This is a genomic window from Streptomyces sp. NPDC048521 (genome assembly GCF_043199855.1).
Classification (GTDB): Bacteria; Actinomycetota; Actinomycetes; order Streptomycetales; family Streptomycetaceae; genus Streptomyces.
This window is the reverse complement of sequence record NZ_JBICWR010000002.1, coordinates 665,284-682,903: the sequence shown is the minus strand read 5'-3', so window position 1 is coordinate 682,903 and position 17,620 is coordinate 665,284. Positions and strand designations below refer to the sequence as shown.

Here is a 17,620-nt window from a genome sequence, read left to right as displayed (position 1 = left end):
TGGAGCCCGGGAGACTCGGACACGTGTTCCTGACGATCTCCACGAGCGGCGACGCCGCCCACCCGGCCACCGACCTCGGATACCTGCTGCACAAGCACCCCGACAAGGCGCAGCAGTTCTCCACGTCCTACGGCACCGCCCACGTGTTCTACCCCGAGGCGGACGACCGGCGCTGCACGGCGGCGCTGTTGCTGGAGATCGACACGGTGGCGCTGGTACGGCGCGGCAAGGGCAAGGGACGCGGCGGCGCGCCCGACGCGGCGCTCGCGCAGTACGTCAACGACCGCCCCTACGCCGCCTCCTCACTGCTCGCGGTCGCGCTGAGCGGCGTGTTCTCCAGCGCCCTGCGCGGGGTGTGCAACGCCCGCCCGGAGCGGGCCGCCGCACCGCTGCCGCTGCGCGTCGAGGTGCCCGCGCTCCCCGCCCGCGGCGGGCCTGACCTGGTACGACGGCTCTTCGCACCGCTCGGCTGGGCGGTGACCGCCGAACCCGTCGCGCTGGACGCCCGGTTCCCGCAGTGGGGCGACTCGCGGTACGTCCGCCTCGTGCTGGAGTCGGAACGGCTGACCCTCGCCGCAGCGCTGCGCCACCTGTACGTCCTGCTGCCCGTCCTCGACGACGCCAAGCACTACTGGGTCTCCTCCGACGAGGTCGACAAGCTGCTGCGGGCCGGCGAGGGCTGGCTGCCCGGACACCCCGAGCAGAAGCTGATCACCAGCCGCTATCTCTCCCGCCGCTGGTCGCTGACCCGGCAGGCGAGGGAGCGGCTGGAACTGGTGCGGCTGGCCGAGGCCGACGACAGCGAGGTCGAGGAGATCGACAACGCGGTCGAGGCGGAGACGGAGGCGGACGAGAAGCCGACGCCGCTCGCCGTGCAGCGCCGGGAGGCCATCGTCGCCGCCCTGCGCGCGTCCGGTGCCGCGCGGGTGCTCGACCTGGGCTGCGGACAGGGCCAGTTGGTGCAGGAACTGCTCAAGGACGTGCGGTTCACCGAGATCGTCGGCGTCGACGTGTCCGTGCGCGCCCTCACCATCGCCGCACGTCGGCTGAAGCTGGACCGCATGGCGGAGCGGCAGGCGGCCCGGGTCGAGCTCTTCCAGGGCTCCCTCGCCTACACCGACAACCGGCTCAAGGGCTACGACGCCGCCGTGCTCAGCGAGGTGATCGAACACCTCGACCTGCCCCGGCTGCCAGCCCTGGAGTACGCCGTGTTCGGGCACGCGCGCCCCCGCACGGTCCTCGTGACCACCCCGAACGTCGAGTACAACGTCCGCTGGGAGACGCTCCCCGCCGGACACGTCCGGCACGGCGACCACCGCTTCGAGTGGACCCGCGAGGAGTTCCGCACCTGGGCGGCGGCCGTCGCCGAACGACACGGATACGACGTGGAGTTCACGGCTGTCGGACCGGACGACCCGGAGGTCGGGCCGCCCACCCAGATGGCCACGTTCGTCCTGCGGACAGCCACGACGAAGCCCGGACACGCCGACATGACCGAGAAGGAGGCGAAGGCCGCATGACCGAGACCCGCACGGGACGGGCCCTGCCCGTCACCGACCTCTCCCTGGTCGTCCTCGTCGGCGCCTCCGGGTCCGGCAAGTCGACCTTCGCCCGCAAGCACTTCAAGCCCACCGAGGTCATCTCCTCCGACTTCTGCCGCGGTCTGGTCTCCGACGACGAGAACGACCAGAGCGCGACGGGCGACGCCTTCGACGTCCTGCACCACATCGCCGGCAAGCGGCTCGCCGCCGGCCGCCGGACCGTCGTCGACGCCACCAGCGTGCAGCAGGACAGCCGGCGGCAGCTGATCGAGCTGGCGAAGAAGTACGACGTGCTGCCCATCGCCATCGTGCTGGACATGCCGGAAGAGGTGTGCGCGGAGCGCAACGCGGCCCGCACCGACCGTGCCGAGATGCCCCGCCGGGTCATCCAGCGGCACATCCGCGAACTGCGCCGGTCGCTGCGGCACCTGGAGCGCGAGGGCTTCCGCAAGGTGCACGTCCTGCGCGGGGTGGAGGAGGCCGAGACGGCCACCGTCGTCACCGAGAAGCGCTTCAACGACCTGACCCACCTCACCGGCCCCTTCGACATCATCGGCGACATCCACGGCTGCTCGTCCGAACTCGAGGCCCTGCTCGCCAAGCTGGGGTACACCGACGGGGAGCACCCCGAGGGCCGTACCGCCGTGTTCGTCGGCGACCTGGTCGACCGGGGCCCGGACACCCCGGGCGTGCTGCGCCGCGTGATCTCGATGGTCGAGGCGGGCAACGCCCTGTGCGTGCCCGGCAACCACGAGAACAAGTACGGCCGTCACCTCAAGGGCCGCAAGGTCCAGCACCCCCACGGGCTCGCCGAGACCGTCGCGCAGATGGAGGGCGAGAGCGAGGAGTTCAAGGACCGGGTCCGGCGGTTCCTGGACGGACTGGTCAGCCACTACGTCCTGGACGGCGGCCGGCTCGTGGTCTGCCACGCCGGTCTGCCCGAGAAGTACCACGGCCGCACCTCCGGCCGGGTCCGCTCGCACGCCCTGTACGGCGACACCACCGGCGAGACGGACGAGTTCGGGCTGCCGGTGCGCTACCCGTGGGCGGAGGACTACCGGGGCCGGGCGGCCGTGGTCTACGGCCACACGCCCGTTCCGGAGGCCACCTGGCTCAACAACACCATCTGCGTGGACACCGGCGCCGTCTTCGGCGGCAAGCTGACCGCGCTGCGCTGGCCGGAGCGCGAGCTCGTGGACGTACCGGCCGAGCGGGTCTGGTACGAGCCGGCGAAGCCGCTGCGCTCCGAGGCGCCCGGCGGGCAGGACGGACGGCCGCTGGCCCTGGCCGACGTGCACGGCCGCCGGGCCGTGGAGACCCGGCACGCGGGCCGGGTGGCCATCCGCGAGGAGAACGCGGCGGCGGCGCTGGAGGTCATGAGCCGCTTCGCGATCGACCCGCGTCTGCTGCCGTACCTGCCGCCGACCATGGCACCCACGGCGACGTCCCAGGTGGACGGCTACCTGGAGCACCCCGAGGAGGCCTTCGCGCAGTACGCGCGGGACGGGGTCGCGCGGGTCGTGTGCGAGGAGAAGCACATGGGCTCGCGGGCCGTGGCCCTGGTCTGCCGGGACGCGGACGCGGCGCGCGAGCGGTTCGGCGCACAGGGCCCGACGGGGTCGCTGTACACCCGCACCGGGCGGCCGTTCCTCGACGACGAGAAGGTGACCGAGGAGATTCTCGGGCGCCTGCGCTCGGCGATCGACGCGGCCGGCCTGTGGGACGAACTCGACACCGACTGGCTGCTGCTGGACGCCGAGCTGATGCCGTGGTCGCTGAAGGCGTCCGGGCTGCTGCGGTCGCAGTACGCGGCGGTGGGTGCCGCTTCCGGGGCGGTGTTCCCGGGTGCGCTGGCCGCGCTGGAGGGCGCGGCGGCCCGTGGGGTCGAGGTGACCGGCCTGCTGGCCCGCCAGCGTGACCGGGCGTCCGACGCGGCCGCGTTCACGGAGGCGTACCGCCGCTACTGCTGGACCACCGACGGCCTGGAAGGGGTCCGCCTGGCCCCCTTCCAGGTCCTGGCCGCCCGCGGCCGCAACCTCGCCGCGGTGCCGCACGACGAGCAACTGGACCTGATCGACCGGCTGGTGGAGCACGACGGCACCGGACTGCTGCAGACCACCCGGCGGCTGTACGTCGACACCGGCGACCCGGACTCGGTGCGCGCGGGTGTCGAGTGGTGGCTGGAGATGACCGGCCGGGGCGGCGAGGGCATGGTCGTCAAGCCGGTCGGCGCGCTGGTCCGGGGCCCGGACGGGCGGCTGGTGCAGCCCGGCATCAAGTGCCGGGGCCGCGAGTACCTGCGGATCATCTACGGTCCCGAGTACACCCGGCCGGACAACCTCGCCCGGCTGCGGCAGCGGTTCCTGAACCACAAGCGGTCCCTCGCCCTGCGCGAGTACGCCCTCGGCCTGGAGGCCCTGGACCGGCTCGCGGACGGGGAGCCGCTGTGGCGGGTGCACGAGGCGGTGTTCGGTGTGCTGGCCCTGGAGTCGGAGCCGGTCGACCCACGCCTGTAGGCCCACGCCGGTAGGCCCCCGTCACACAGCCCCCTTGTGTCGCACACACACCTGTCCATATGGTGGACAGCCGTGCGGTGCAAGGGGGTTCGCACGCTACGAGGGGAGCGGTGGACGTGGAGATCAAGAAGGTCGTGGTCCGCGAGGACCAGCAGAGCACGAGCCGCCGGCCGGCGATCCTGGAGAAGCGGCCGACCCGCTGACCATGCGCGTCCACCTGGTCACGATGCCGTGGCACCCGATCGACCTGCCCTCGCTCCAGCTGGGCCTGCTGAACCGCATCGTGCGCCAGGCCCGCCCTGGCGACCGTGTGACCGAGTTCCACGCCTCCCTGCGCTGGGCGGAGTTCCTGCTGGAGCGTTCCGGCGGCCGGCTGCGGCCGGGCGACTACGTGTCCGTCGGCAGCGACGCGATCTTCCACGGCCTGGGCGACTGGGTCTTCTCCGGCGCCCTCTACGACGACCCAGGCTGGGGCCTGGCCCGGCTGCGGGACTACGCGGCCGCCCGGGACGTCTTCATCGACACCGCCGTCGCCATGCGCCCGTACGCCGCCGCCTTCATCGCCGAGTGCGCCAGCGAGGTGCTGGCGGCCGAACCGGACGTGGTCGGGTTCACCAGCACGTTCATGCAGAACGTGCCCTCCCTCGCCCTCGCCCGCGAACTCAAGCGCAGGCGACCGCGGTTGACGATCGTCTTCGGCGGCAGCAACTGCGACGGCCCGATGGGCCACGCCCTGCACCGCAATCATCCCTTTGTCGACCACGTGGTGCGCGGCGAGGCCGAGTACGCCTTACCGGCCCTGTTACGCCACCTGGACGCGGGTACCGCGCCCGTGGACGTGCCGGGTCTGTGCTGGTGGGACGGCACCCTGTCCCGGGCCAACACCGAGACGCGGCGGATCGTGGCGCCCGCCGACATCCCCTCACCCGACTACGACCAGTGGCAGACCGCCCTGGACGCCTCGCCCATCCAGAGGTACGTCCACCCGAAGCTGGTCGTGGAGGGGGCCCGGGGCTGCTGGTGGGGCGAGAAGCACCACTGCACCTTCTGCGGGCTGAACGGCTCCGCCATGGCCTTCCGTGCCAAGCCGGGGGAGCGGCTGTGGGCGGAGATCGACCGGCTGGTGCGCCGCCACCGCATCCTCGACGTGGTCACGGTCGACAACATCATCGACATGGCCTACTTCCAGGACTTCCTGCCCCGGGTCGCCGACAGCGGCTGGGACCTGCGGCTGCACTACGAGGTCAAGTCCAACCTCACCCCGGCCCAGCTGAAGCTCCTCGGGGCCTCCGGCACGGTGCACATCCAGCCCGGTATCGAGGGCCTGGGCAGCCGCGTCCTGGACCTGATGGACAAGGGCGTCACCGGGGCACGCAACGTCCGCACCCTGCGCGAGTGCGAGAACCACGCGCTGACCTGCTCCTGGAACCTCCTGTACGGCTTCCCCGGCGAGACCGCCGACGACTACACGCCGGTCGTCGACCAGCTCCCCGCCCTGGTCCACCTCCAGCCGCCGAGCGGCGCCCACCGGATCCAGCTGGAGCGCTTCAGCCCGCACTTCACCGACCCGGCACGCGGCTTTGCCGAACGCCGGCCGGCCGAGATGTACCAGCACGTCTACGACCTGCCCGAGGACGAACTCGCCGACCTCGTCTACCTGTTCGACACCGAGGACGCGGGCATCGCGGGCCCGGTCGAGCAGCGGCTCAAGGACGCCGTCGCCGAGTGGCGGGCCGGGCACGCGCACTCCCGACTGCTGTTCGCGCAGGACGGCGAGGAACTGCTGGTGCACGACCGGCGGCACGGCCGGCCCCCGGCCACCCACCGCTTCACCGGCTGGCGGGCCGAGGCACTGCGCCGCCTGGAGGCCGGCCGGACGGTCACCGCCCTGCACCGGCTGCTGACCGCCGACGGCCACGACGTGACCCCGCAGACCCTGGCGGAGTGGATCCAGCAGGCCTGCTCCCTGGGCCTGTTGTTCCGTGACGGCCCCACCTGTGTGGCCCTGCCGACCTGGGGCGAGCCGGTCCGCCTGACCGAGGGGGCCGGATGAGCGGGCTGCCCTCCGCCGTACCGCACGGGCTCACCGGTCGCCGCGTCGAGGCGACCGAACCGCTGGACATCAGCGGGGACGGCCGGGAGACGGCGGAGGCGGTCCGGTTCCTGCGCGAGTGCCAGAGCCTCGGCCTGACGGTGAGCTGGCGGGCGACGGGCAGACCGTCGTACGACCTGGGCGTGCTGCGCCATCTGCCCCCGCCCACCCGAGCACCGGCGGACCGGGGCGGATGGGATGCCTGGCGGACCGGACACGCCCACGGCATCCTCTACCACCGGCGTGGCCCCGGCTTCGTGACGGTCCTGGACCGGAGGCAGCAGGGCACGGCCGTCCGGCTCACCCTGGACCACCCCGTCCTCCACGCGGCCTTCCTCCGGCTCCTGGAGCCCACGCCCCTCGAGGTGCTCGACGCCACCCAGCGGGAGGCCGCCGAACTGCTCACCGCCGAGCGGCTGGTCCTGGTCTGCGGCGGCTGGGCGGTGGCCCTGCCCCCGCGCATCCGGCAGTGGCCCGTGCCCTGCACCGCGATCTGATCGTCCTAGTCGACAAGCCGTAGCCGCTGCTCGCACACCCCGACCCGGACCGTCTGTCCCCAGGTCAGCTGGAGCGAGTCCGTCTCGATGCCGTCGCCGAAGGCGATGAGCCGGTCGGACTCCACGGTGACCGTCAGTGCCGCCACGGTCCCGAGTTCGCCCGCCACCAGGCTCGTACCGGTGGCCGGTGACGGCCAGGCCTCCCGGACGAACCACACCAGCCGGTCCTCGGTGGGGGAGGGCAGCGCGAGCCGGCCGCCCCGCTCCTGCCACACCGAGCGGAGCCAGCCGGTCGCGCCGGTGCCGGTCCCCACCAGCACCCCGGAGGAGGCCTGGGCCTCGGCGACACCCCCGTCGCCGTCGAGGCCCAGGCGGTACCGGGCGGTCTGGTGACCGGGCGTGCCCAGGTAGATCTCGTTGAGCGCCACCAGCCGCTGGGTGTCGTCGGCCACGGCCTCGACCATGGTGAGCTCGTCGCACCCCGTCCCCGCCGACAGCAGCTTCGCCGTGTCCCGCGGGCGGTGGCGTACCAGCACACCGGGGTTGCGGCCGGGGTCCGTGTCGATGCCGACGACCGGCTGCCCGGTCAGGTACTTGGCGACGTTCGCGACCAGCCCGTCCTGGCCGACCACCACGACCACGTCCTCGGGTGCGAACAGGAACCGGTCCAGGTCGCCCCGCTCGACCTGTGCCCGGCGCCAGGTCAGGGGAACAGCCGACGCCACCTCGGCCAGAGCGTGCCGGGCCCGGCGGTGGCGTTCGGCGACCTCCTCGATGTCCCGGCCTCGCGAGGCGAGGAAGAACGCGGCCTGACCGTGCGTGCCGTGCCGGGCCACCAGCTCCTCGTACTCGGTGGTCCGGTGGACCAGCACGGCACGCGGGGCGAGACTCACGCCCCCGCCCCCGTCCCCGCCTCGGCGGCGCCGCCGAGCTTGGCCAGCAGCCCGGTCAGCACGTCCGGGGACACGGTCACACTGTCGATGCGGGGCAGGTTCTCGGCCAGCCGGGTCGCGGTGAGCGCCCGGAGGGTCGTCGTCCCGTCGACGCCGGCCTCCGCGTGCACCCGCAGCCAGGCCGCCTGGGCCTGCGCGCGTGCCTCGCCGACTTCCCGCGCGCCCTCGGCCTCCGCGCGGGCGACCCGTACCGCACGGGCCGCGTCCGCCTCGGCGAGCTTGAGAGCGCGGGCCGCCTCCGCCTCGGTGAGGGCCGCCGTCCGTGCGGCCTCCGCCTCGGCGAGCTTCACCGACCGTGCGGCCTCCGCCTCGGCGAGCTTCACCGACCGCGCCGCCTCGGCCCCGGCGCGCACCGCGTCCGCGGCCGCCTGCTCCTCCGCCTCGCGGCGCGCGTTGGTGCCGCGCTGCTCGACCAACCGCTCCTCGCGGCGGGCGAGTTCGATCTTGCTGGCCAGTTCGTTCTCGGCGATGGCGCGCTCCCGCTCCACCGCCACGGCCCGTCGCTCGTAGGTGGCGCGGTCGGCGTCCTGCTGGATCTGCTCCCGGGCCGGGGTGCGCAGCGCCCGCTCCACCTCCGGCTCCGGCCGCAATGCCATCACACGCACCGCGACCACCTCGATGCCCGTGGCCGGCAGCCGCGGTTCGGCGCCCAGGCCCGCCGCGACCCGCTCGCGCACCGCGGCCACTCCGTCGACCAGCGCCGCCGAGAGCGGCGTACGGGCGAGGACGTCCAGCGCGTGCTGCTGCGCCGTCTCGGTGAGCAGGGTGCCCAGTTGCTCCAGCGGGGTGCCGCGCCACACCCCGGTGTCCGGGTCGATCGAGAAGTCGAGGCGGGTGGCGGCGAGCGTCGGGTCGCCGATGCGGTAGGTCACCGTCGCCTGCACCGTCACGTCCTGGAAGTCGGCCGTCCGGGCATGGAAGGTCATGGCCAGCTCGCGGTCGTCCACCGGGATCTCGGAGAGCGCGGCGGTCAGCGAGCGGAACCAGAAGCTGAGCCCGGGGCCGTCGTGGACCAGTCGGCCGGAACGGTGGTGGCGGATGTGCGCGGTCGGCGCGCCGCGCAGGTGGCGCCGGCCGAGGCGCCGGGTGATGTCGGCCATGTGCCCCCCTCTTTTTTCGTCATGGCGACGATAACCGTCGGGCGTGATTCTCGTCAAGAGGACGAAAACTGGAGGACGCGGAAACCGCCGAGGGGCGGGTGAACCCGGGGCGCGATGGTCAGGATGGAGGCATGGGATTCCATGTCGACTCCGAGGCCGGGCGGCTGCGCCGCGTCATCCTGCACCGGCCGGATCTCGAGCTCAAGAGGCTCACCCCCAGCAACAAGGACGCCCTCCTCTTCGACGACGTGCTCTGGGTGCGTCGGGCGCGCGCCGAGCACGACGGGTTCGCCGACGTGCTGCGCGACCGGGGTGTCGCCGTCCACCTCTTCGGCGACCTGCTCGCCGAGACCCTGAAGATCGCCGAGGCCCGCGCCCTCGTCCTGGACCGGGTCTTCGACGAGAAGGAGTACGGCCCCCTGGCCACCGACCATCTGCGTGCCTCCTTCGACCGGATGGCCCCGGGCGAGCTGGCAGAGGCCCTCGTCGGCGGGATGACCAAGCGGGAGTTCCTGGACGCGCACGCGGAGCCGACCTCCGTCCGTTTCCACGTCATGGACCTGGACGACTTCCTGCTCCGCCCGCTGCCCAACCACCTCTTCACCCGTGACACCTCGGCGTGGATCTACGACGGCGTCTCCATCAACGCCATGCGCTGGCCCGCCCGGCAGCGGGAGACCGTCCACTTCGAGGCGATCTACCGCCATCACCCCCTCTTCCGCGAGGAAACGTTCCGCATCTGGTCCCGGGGGCAGGCCGACTACCCCTCCACCATCGAGGGCGGCGACGTCCTGGTGATCGGCAACGGCGCCGTGCTGATCGGTATGAGCGAGCGCACCACCCCGCAGGCCGTGGAGATGCTGGCGCACAAACTGTTCGCGGCCGGCTCGGCGCGCACGATCGTCGCGCTCGACATGCCCAAGCGGCGGGCCTTTATGCACCTCGACACGGTGATGACCATGGTCGACGGCGACACCTTCACCCAGTACGCCGGGCTCGGCATGCTGCGCTCGTACACCATCGAGCCGGGCGTCGGCGAACGGGAGCTGAAGGTCACTGACCATCCCCCGGAGCACATGCACCGGGCGATCGCCGCCGCCCTCGGCCTCGGTGAGATCCGGGTGCTGACCGCCACCCAGGACGTGCACGCCGCCGAGCGCGAGCAGTGGGACGACGGCTGCAACGTCCTCGCCGTCGAGCCGGGAGTCGTCGTCGCCTACGAGCGGAACTCGACCACCAACACGCATCTGCGCAAGCAGGGCATCGAGGTGATCGAGATCCCCGGCAGCGAGCTGGGGCGGGGCAGGGGCGGCCCGCGCTGTATGAGCTGTCCGGTGGAGCGGGATGCGGTGTGACCGAGCGAACTGTATAGAAATGCTGACCGTCGTATAGAATTCCAAGGTCCGTGCACCCGTACCCCTGGAGCGCCCCATGGCGACAGTCCCGACCGCCCTCGCCGGCCGCCACTTCCTCAAGGAGCTGGACTTCACCGAGGAGGAGTTCCGCGGTCTGGTCGAGCTGGCCGCCGAGCTGAAGGCCGCCAAGAAGGCCGGGACCGAGACGCGGTACCTGCGGGGGCGGAACATCGCGCTGGTCTTCGAGAAGACCTCGACGCGTACCCGCTGCGCGTTCGAGGTCGCCGCCGCCGACCAGGGCGCCCACACGACCTACCTCGACCCCGCCGGCTCGCAGATCGGGCACAAGGAGTCCGTCAAGGACACCGCGCGCGTCCTCGGCCGGATGTTCGACGGCATCGAGTACCGCGGGGACAGCCAGGCCAAGGTCGAGGAGCTGGCCGCCTACGCCGGCGTGCCCGTCTACAACGGTCTCACCGACGACTGGCACCCCACCCAGATGCTCGCCGACGTGCTCACCATGACCGAGCACAGCACCAAGCCGCTGCGGCAGATCGCCTTCGCCTACCTCGGCGACGCCCGGTTCAACATGGGCAACTCCTATCTGGTCACCGGCGCGCTGCTCGGCATGGACGTACGGATCGTCGCACCCCGGCAGTACTGGCCGGACGACGAGATCGTGGCCCGGGCCCGCAAGCTGGCGGAGCACAGCGGCTCCGTCATCACGCTCACCGAGGACGTCGACGAGGGTGTCAGGGGGGCCGATTTCATCGCCACCGACGTCTGGGTCTCGATGGGCGAGCCCAAGGAGGTCTGGGGCGAGCGGATCAAGGCCCTCGCCCCCTACGCCGTGACCATGGACGTCCTGCGCGCCACCGGGAACCCGGACGTGAAGTTCCTGCACTGCCTGCCGGCCTTCCACGACCTGGGCACCAAGGTGGGCCAGGAGATCCACGAGACCTACGGACTGCGGTCCCTGGAAGTGACGGACGAGGTCTTCGAATCCGCCCACTCGATCGTCTTCGACGAGGCCGAGAACCGGCTGCACACGATCAAGGCGGTGCTGGTAGCCACACTCGCCTGAGCAGCCCTATCCTGACCGGCGGCCCGGAGCCACCCCTTCCGCGGCCGCCGCCGCGACCGTACGACGGTCGCCCGCACCACCAGAAACGAGCACCACCCGCAATGCCCGCTCCCCGCATCAAGTCCCCGCACCTGCTCCTCGCCGAATCCGGCGCCGACCGCGAGGGACACGGCCTCAAGCGCACGATGGGCCTCTTCCAGCTCATCTGCTTCGGCGTCGGCGCCATCGTCGGCACCGGCATCTTCGTCGGCCTCTCCGACTCCGTCGCCCAGGCCGGTCCCGCCGTCGTCGTCTCCTTCGTCCTCGCCGCGCTCACCTGCGTCTTCACCGCCTTCTCCTTCGCGGAGCTGGGCGGCGCGATCCCGGTCTCGGGTTCCTCGTACTCCTTCGCCTACGCGGGCCTCGGCGAGTCCACCGCCTTCCTGGTCGGCTGGTGCCTGCTGCTGGAGTACGGCATCTCCATCTCGGCCGTCGCCGTCGGCTGGAGCCAGTACGTCAACGAGCTGCTGCACAGCCTCACCGGCCGGCAGCTCCCGGCCGTCCTCTCCGCCGGTCCGGGTGACGGCGGGGTCGTGAACCTCCCCGCCGTGATCGTCATCACCATGGCCTGCGTGCTGCTGGTGCGCGGGGTCCGCGAGAGCGCCCGGGCGACCGCCGCCATGGCCGCCGTGAAGCTCGTCGTCCTGCTCGCCTTCTGCGCCATCGGCTACAGCGCCTTCAAGGACGGCAACCTCACCCCGTTCTCCCCGGCCGGCCTCGGCGGCATCGGCGCGGGCACCACCGCCGCGTTCTTCTCCTACATCGGCTTCGACGCGATCACCACCGCCGGCGAGGAGGCCAAGAACCCCCGCCGGGACATCCCCGTGGCGATCATGGTCTGCATGGGCCTGGTCACCCTGCTGTACTGCGCGGTCGCCGTCGCCGCCATCGGCGCCATCGGCGGCGGCCAGGTGGCCGGCCGCCCCGCCGCGCTGTCGTACGTCGTCAACGAGGTCACCGGCTCCGGCATCGGCGGCGGGGTCATCGCCTTCGGCGCGGTCGTCGCGATCGCCTCCGTGGTCCTCGCCGTGATGTACGGCCAGACCCGCATCCTGATGTCGATGTCCCGGGACGGCCTGATCCCGCGCGTCTTCGAGAAGGTGTCCCCGAGGACCTCCACACCGGTCGCCGGCACGCTGATCGTCGCCGTGGTCTTCGCCGTCCCGGCGGCCTTCGCCTCCCTCGACGCCGTCATGAACCTGTGCACCATCGGCACGCTCGCCGTCATGGCCGTCGTCAACATCACGGTCATCGCCCTGCGCCGCCGCGAACCGGGCCTGAGCCGCAGCTTCCGCGTGCCGCTCTACCCCGTGGGCCCGCTGCTCGGCGTCGCCTTCTGCCTGTACCTGGTCTACGAGACCGGCCGGCAGACCTGGCTGCAGTTCGCCGTGTTCCTCGCGGTGGGACTGCTCGTCTACGTCGCCTACGGGCGCCGGCACTCCACGCTGACCCGCACGGCCCCCGAGGTCACACCGGACGCCGCTGAGCGGGAACCGCAGGCAGTCTGAACCACACCGCCTTGCCCGACGGGGTGGGGCGGTGACCGCAGGACGAGCTGAGGGCGCGGATCAGCAGCAGACCGCGCCCGCCCTCCTGCCAGACGTCGGGCTCCTCGATCACGGGCCGGGTCAGATGGCCGGGCGGCGCCGGGTCCGGGTCGTGCACCTCGACCTGGCAGGCGGTCGGCAGCAGCTCCACCACCAGCTCTATCGGGCCGCGCCCGGCGGTGTGCTCCACCGCGTTGGCCACCAGCTCCGCGGTGAGCAGCTCCGCGGTGTCGCAGTCGGCCGCGTGCTCCACGTCGGCGAGAGCCGAGCGCACCAGGGCGCGCGCCACGGGCACCGCCGCGGCGGTGTGCGGCAGCGCGATGCGCCAGGAGGCCGATTCGGTGGAGCGTTCGTGCAAGGCGAGTCCGTTCATGGAGCAGGCTGTCCTGCTTTCGACTGTAGGAATGGTACGGGCCCGGCCACCGGAGACCGCCGACGGGCTTCGCCCGGGACCTCCGGCCCCGGTACCGGGCGGCTTACCCAGGCGAACGGCCCCCCTCGCGCGGCGGTGCCCACTGTTACCGCGCTGTCGCCGAGCAGTGACGCATGTGACCGGACCCGGCCGATCGGCGTACGTCTGTCGCGTGAGCGTGACGACAGTCACAAACAGGTGATAACTTCATGGGGTAGCACCGTGAGGCACCCACCGCTGCAACGTGAGGCACCGCCGCCCTAGGAGGCCACACGTCATGAGTCCCTTCACCGGCTCCTCCGCCCGCACCTCCGACTGGGAGCACCTGCGGGTCCAGCTCGCCGACGGGGTCGCCACCGTCACCCTCACCCGACCCGAGAAACTCAACGCCCTCACCTTCGGCGCCTACGCCGACCTGCGCGATCTGCTCGCCGAACTCTCCCGGGAGCGCTCGGTCCGCGCCCTGGTGCTGTCCGGCGAGGGGCGCGGCTTCTGCTCCGGCGGCGATGTCGAGGAGATCATCGGCGCCACCCTGTCCATGGACACCGCCCAGCTGCTGGACTTCAACCGGATGACCGGCCAGGTCGTGCGGGCGGTCCGCGAATGCCCGTTCCCGGTGATCGCCGCCGTGCACGGTGTGGCGGCCGGCGCGGGCGCCGTCCTGGCCCTCGCCGCCGACTTCCGCGTCGCGGACCCCTCGGCCCGCTTCGCCTTCCTCTTCACCCGCGTCGGCCTCTCCGGCGGCGACATGGGAGCGGCCTACCTGCTGCCCCGGGTCGTCGGCCTCGGCCACGCCACCCGCCTGCTCATGCTCGGCGAACCGGTCCGCGCACCCGAGGCCGAGCGCATCGGCCTGATCAGCCGGCTGACGGAGGAGGGCCGGGCGACCGAGGCGGCCCTCGAGCTGGCCCGCCACCTGGCCGACGGCCCCGCCCTGGCCTACGCCCAGACCAAGGCCCTGCTCACTGCCGAGCTGGACATGCCCCTGGCGGCGTCGATCGAGCTGGACGCCTCCACCCAGGCCCTGCTGATGAACGGCGAGGACTACGCGGAGTTCCACGCGGCGTTCACGCAGAAGCGCCCGCCGAAGTGGCGGGGACGGTGACCATGGCAGCCGACCCGAGGAACGAAGGGGCGCGGGGAACGGCGCGACGAGCGACGACGAAAGGGGCGCGGGGAACGGCGCGGCAAGCCGCGACGAACCCGCAGCCGCAGCCGACGGCCGGCCGCCCCCTGCGCGTCGCGATCACCGGCGGTGGCCCGGGCGGCCTCTACGCGGCCGCGTTGCTGAAACGCCTCGACCCCGCACGAGAGGTGACCCTCTGGGAACGCAACGCCCCCGAGGAGACCTTCGGCTTCGGCGTGGTCCTCTCCGACGAAACCCTGGGCGGCATAGAACACGCCGACCCGGTGGTCTACGCGGCCCTCCAGCAGGACTTCGTCCGCTGGGACGACATCGACATCGTCCACCGAGGCACGCGGCACACCTCCGGGGGACACGGTTTCGCCGCCCTCGGCCGGCACCGCCTGCTGGAGATCCTGCACGACCGCTGCCGTTCCCTCGGCGTGCGGATCCACTTCCGTACCGAGGCCCCGCCCCCGGACCGCCTCGCGGCGGACCACGACCTCGTCATCGCCGCCGACGGAGTCCACAGCACCATCCGCGAGACCTACGCCCGTGTGTTCCGCCCCCAGGTGACCGAACACCGCTGCCGCTACATATGGCTCGCCGCCGACTTCGCCCTCGACGCCTTCCGCTTCGAGATCGCCGAGACCGAGCACGGTGTGATGCAGCTGCACGGCTACCCCTACGCCCGCCCGTCTCCCGGCCACCACTCCTCGACGGGACCCTCCGGACCGCAGCATCGACGCGGCGCCTCCACCGTCATCGTCGAGATGCGCGAGGAGGTGTGGCGGGCGGCGGGATTCGACGAGGTCACCACGGAGGAGTCCGTCGAGCGCTGCGCCAAGCTCTTCGCCGACGCGCTCGGCGGCCGCACCCTGCGTTCCGGCAGGTCCGCCTGGACGACCTTCCGTACGGTCGTCAACGACCGCTGGTCGCACGGCAACGTCGTCCTCCTCGGCGACGCCGCCCACACCGCCCACTTCTCCATCGGCTCCGGCACCAAGCTCGCCGTGGAGGACGCACTGGCCCTGGCCGCGTGCCTCGAGGAAGAACCGGACGTGCCCAGGGCGCTGGCGGCCTACGAGGAGGAGCGCAAGCCCGTCGTCGCCTCCACGCAGCGGGCCGCGCGAGCCAGCCTGGAGTGGTTCGAGAACCTGCCGCTGTACCTCCGTCAGCCGCCCCGCCAGTTCGCCTTCAACCTGCTCACCCGCAGCCGCCGGGTCACCCACGACAACCTCCGGCTCCGCGACGCCCACTTCACCGAGGCCGTGGAGCGCGAGTTCGGCTGCCCGCCCGGCACGCCCCCGATGTTCACCCCGTTCCGGCTGCGCGGCCTGACCCTGCGCAACCGGGTCGTCGTGTCGCCGATGGACATGTACTCCGCCACCGACGGCGTCCCCGGCGACTTCCACCTCGTCCACCTGGGCGCCCGGGCCCTCGGCGGGGCCGGTCTGGTCATGACCGAGATGGTGTGCGTGAGCGCGGAGGGCCGCATCACCCCGGGCTGTGCCGGCCTCTACACCGGCCGGCAGGCCGAGGCCTGGCGGCGCATCACCGACTTCGTCCACACCCGCGCCCCCGGCACCGCGATCGGGGTACAGCTCGGGCACTCCGGCCGCAAGGGCTCCACGAAGCTGATGTGGGAGGGCATGGACGAGCCGCTGCCCGACGGCAACTGGCCGCTCCTTGCCGCCTCGCCGCTGCCGTACAAGCCGGGCAGCCAGACCCCGCGCTCGCTGTCCCGAGCCCAGCTCACCGATATCCGGGAACAGTTCACGGCCGCCGCCTGGCGGGCCGCCCGGGCCGGCTTCGACCTGCTCGAACTGCACTGCGCGCACGGCTACCTGCTCTCCGGCTTCCTCTCCCCGCTCACCAACCACCGCACCGACGCCTACGGCGGCTCGCTGGAGAAGCGGCTGCGCTTCCCGCTGGAGGTCTTCGACGCCGTACGCACGGTGTGGCCGGCGGAACGGCCGATGACCGTGCGCATCTCCGCCACCGACTGGGCCGAGGGCGGTACGACGGCCGAGGACGCGGTCGAGATCGCCCGCGCCTTCGCCGCCCACGGCGCCGACGCGATCGACGTGTCCACCGGGCAGGTGGTGGCCGAGGAGCGGCCGGAGTTCGGGCGGTCGTACCAGACGCCGTTCGCCGACCGCATCCGGCACGAGGCCGGCGTCCCGGTGCTCGCGGTCGGCGCGATCTCCTCCTGGGACGACGTCAACTCCCTGATCCTGGCCGGGCGCGCCGACCTGTGCGCGCTGGCCCGCCCCCACCTGTACGACCCGCACTGGACCCTGCACGCGGCGGCCGAGCAGGGCTACGACGGTCCCGGTGCCGTCTGGCCCGCGCCCTACCGGGCGGGCAGCAGACGCCCGCAGACCGGACGCACGGACGCCCCGAAGCCGCGGTTGTCGCTCGACGGCTGAGGTGTCAGTGCCGGCTGCCCTACTCGATCCACGGGGACGTTGCGCGGGGACGGCGGCAGGGTGCGCAGCTGTACCGCCGGTACCGCGGGTGGGCCGTACCGTGCCGCCTCACGCCCCCGCGAACTCCGCGCCCGCGTCCCGCAGCCGTTCGTGCAGGCCCTGGAAGACCTTCGCCGAGCGCACGCCGGGCCAGTCGGCCGGCAGCAGGTGGGTGGGCAGGCCCGGGTCGGTGTAGGGGAGGTGGCGCCAGGAGTCGAGGGCGAGGAGGTAGTCGCGGTAGGCCTCCTCGGGCGGGGTGCCCGGGCGGTGTTCCCAGGCGTGCAGGACGGGGGCGTGCACGTCCAGGAAGCGCTCGTGCTCCTTGGCGATCGCCGTCAGGTCCCACCAGCGGGCGACCGCTTCGGCCGTCGGCGCGAACCCCAGATGCTCGCCGCGGAAGAAGTCCACGTAGGGGTCCAGGTGCAGCCGGCGCAGCGTGTGCCGCGTCTCCTCGTACAGGCGGGCCGGGGCGATCCACACCCCGGGGGCCGCCGTGCCGAAGCCCAGGGCCGCCAGCCGGGACCGCAGCACGTGCCGCTTCTGCCGCTCCGACTCGGGTACGGAGAACACCGCCAGCACCCAGCCCGCGTCCGCGGGGGGTGCCGTCGCGTAGATGCGGCGGTCGCCGTCGTCCAGCAACTGGCGGGCCTCGGGCGAGAGTTCGTAGCCGGCCGCGCCGGACTCCGTGCGGGCCGGCAGCAGCAGACCGCGCCGTTTGAGCCGGGACACCGAGGAGCGTACGGACGGCGCGTCCACCCCGACCGCGGCCAGGAGCCGGATCAGCTCGGCGACGGGCACCGGGCCGGGCATGAAGCGGCCGTACGCGCCGTAGAGCGTGACGATGAGGGACCTGGGGGCGTGCTGCTCGGACACGTTGATCATTTTAGGTC

The 17,620-nt window shown here is 72.5% G+C and carries 13 protein-coding genes; 9 read left to right on the top strand and 4 right to left on the bottom strand.

The genetic code is table 11. The features are described from left to right. The first annotated feature begins 23 nt into the window (after positions 1-23). The 4 genes from ACGFRF_RS07420 (at position 24) to ACGFRF_RS07405 (ending at position 6,646) form a co-directional block, all read left to right on the top strand. Positions 24-1,520: a 3' terminal RNA ribose 2'-O-methyltransferase Hen1 gene (locus ACGFRF_RS07420; protein WP_393737636.1), complete on the top strand. Its 1,497-nt coding sequence runs from the start codon at positions 24-26 to the stop codon at positions 1,518-1,520. Continuing rightward, positions 1,517-4,057, top strand: a complete 2,541-nt coding sequence (locus ACGFRF_RS07415; protein WP_393737635.1) for a polynucleotide kinase-phosphatase — start codon at positions 1,517-1,519, stop codon at positions 4,055-4,057. Before ACGFRF_RS07420 ends, ACGFRF_RS07415 begins: the two co-directional genes overlap by 4 nt. 205 nt (positions 4,058-4,262) lie before the next feature. Further along, entirely contained in the window at positions 4,263-6,110 is a 1,848-nt protein-coding gene (locus ACGFRF_RS07410) for a RiPP maturation radical SAM C-methyltransferase (protein WP_393737634.1), read from the top strand. Next, positions 6,107-6,646, top strand: a complete 540-nt coding sequence (locus ACGFRF_RS07405; RefSeq protein ID WP_393737633.1) for a DUF5825 family protein — start codon at positions 6,107-6,109, stop codon at positions 6,644-6,646. Before ACGFRF_RS07410 ends, ACGFRF_RS07405 begins: the two co-directional genes overlap by 4 nt. A 5-nt stretch (positions 6,647-6,651) precedes the next feature. On the opposite strand, the gene ACGFRF_RS07400 is transcribed toward ACGFRF_RS07405, so the two are convergent. Next, complete coding sequence (locus tag ACGFRF_RS07400) at positions 6,652-7,539, bottom strand: hypothetical protein (protein WP_393737632.1); 888 nt, start codon at positions 7,537-7,539, stop codon at positions 6,652-6,654. Beyond that, positions 7,536-8,699, bottom strand: a complete 1,164-nt coding sequence (locus ACGFRF_RS07395; protein ID WP_393737631.1) for an SPFH domain-containing protein — start codon at positions 8,697-8,699, stop codon at positions 7,536-7,538. Before ACGFRF_RS07395 ends, ACGFRF_RS07400 begins: the two co-directional genes overlap by 4 nt. 131 nt (positions 8,700-8,830) lie before the next feature. On the opposite strand from ACGFRF_RS07395, the gene ACGFRF_RS07390 reads away from it, so the two are divergent. The 3 genes from ACGFRF_RS07390 (at position 8,831) to ACGFRF_RS07380 (ending at position 12,685) form a co-directional block, all read left to right on the top strand. After that, on the top strand, positions 8,831-10,054 hold the full coding sequence (locus ACGFRF_RS07390) for an arginine deiminase (RefSeq protein ID WP_393737630.1): 1,224 nt from the start codon (positions 8,831-8,833) through the stop codon (positions 10,052-10,054). 76 nt (positions 10,055-10,130) lie between these two features. Then, a complete protein-coding gene (gene argF, locus ACGFRF_RS07385; protein ID WP_393737629.1) occupies positions 10,131-11,138 on the top strand; it encodes an ornithine carbamoyltransferase in 1,008 nt (335 codons plus the stop codon). Positions 11,139-11,239: 101 nt separating this feature from the next. Beyond that, a complete protein-coding gene (locus tag ACGFRF_RS07380; RefSeq protein ID WP_393737628.1) occupies positions 11,240-12,685 on the top strand; it encodes an amino acid permease in 1,446 nt (481 codons plus the stop codon). On the opposite strand, the gene ACGFRF_RS07375 is transcribed toward ACGFRF_RS07380, so the two are convergent. Further along, entirely contained in the window at positions 12,645-13,097 is a 453-nt protein-coding gene (locus tag ACGFRF_RS07375; RefSeq protein ID WP_393737627.1) for an ATP-binding protein, read from the bottom strand. The two genes, ACGFRF_RS07380 and ACGFRF_RS07375, sit on opposite strands and share 41 nt — an antisense overlap. 316 nt (positions 13,098-13,413) lie before the next feature. Here ACGFRF_RS07375 and ACGFRF_RS07370 point away from each other — a divergent pair, with 316 nt between their 5' ends. Both ACGFRF_RS07370 and ACGFRF_RS07365 read left to right on the top strand, forming a co-directional pair. Beyond that, positions 13,414-14,241, top strand: coding sequence for an enoyl-CoA hydratase family protein (locus ACGFRF_RS07370; protein ID WP_393737626.1), 828 nt, complete (start codon positions 13,414-13,416; stop codon positions 14,239-14,241). Positions 14,242-14,243: 2 nt separating this feature from the next. Then, positions 14,244-16,691 (top strand): bifunctional salicylyl-CoA 5-hydroxylase/oxidoreductase, encoded by a 2,448-nt coding sequence (locus tag ACGFRF_RS07365; RefSeq protein ID WP_393737625.1) that lies wholly within the window; start codon positions 14,244-14,246, stop codon positions 16,689-16,691. A gap of 108 nt (positions 16,692-16,799) precedes the next feature. Here the strand turns inward: ACGFRF_RS07365 and ACGFRF_RS07360 are convergent, their stop codons facing one another. Next, the gene (locus tag ACGFRF_RS07360; protein WP_393737624.1) at positions 16,800-17,612 is read right to left on the bottom strand and encodes a PaaX family transcriptional regulator C-terminal domain-containing protein; all 813 of its coding nucleotides are present in this window, start codon (positions 17,610-17,612) and stop codon (positions 16,800-16,802) included. Positions 17,613-17,620: the final 8 nt, after the last annotated feature.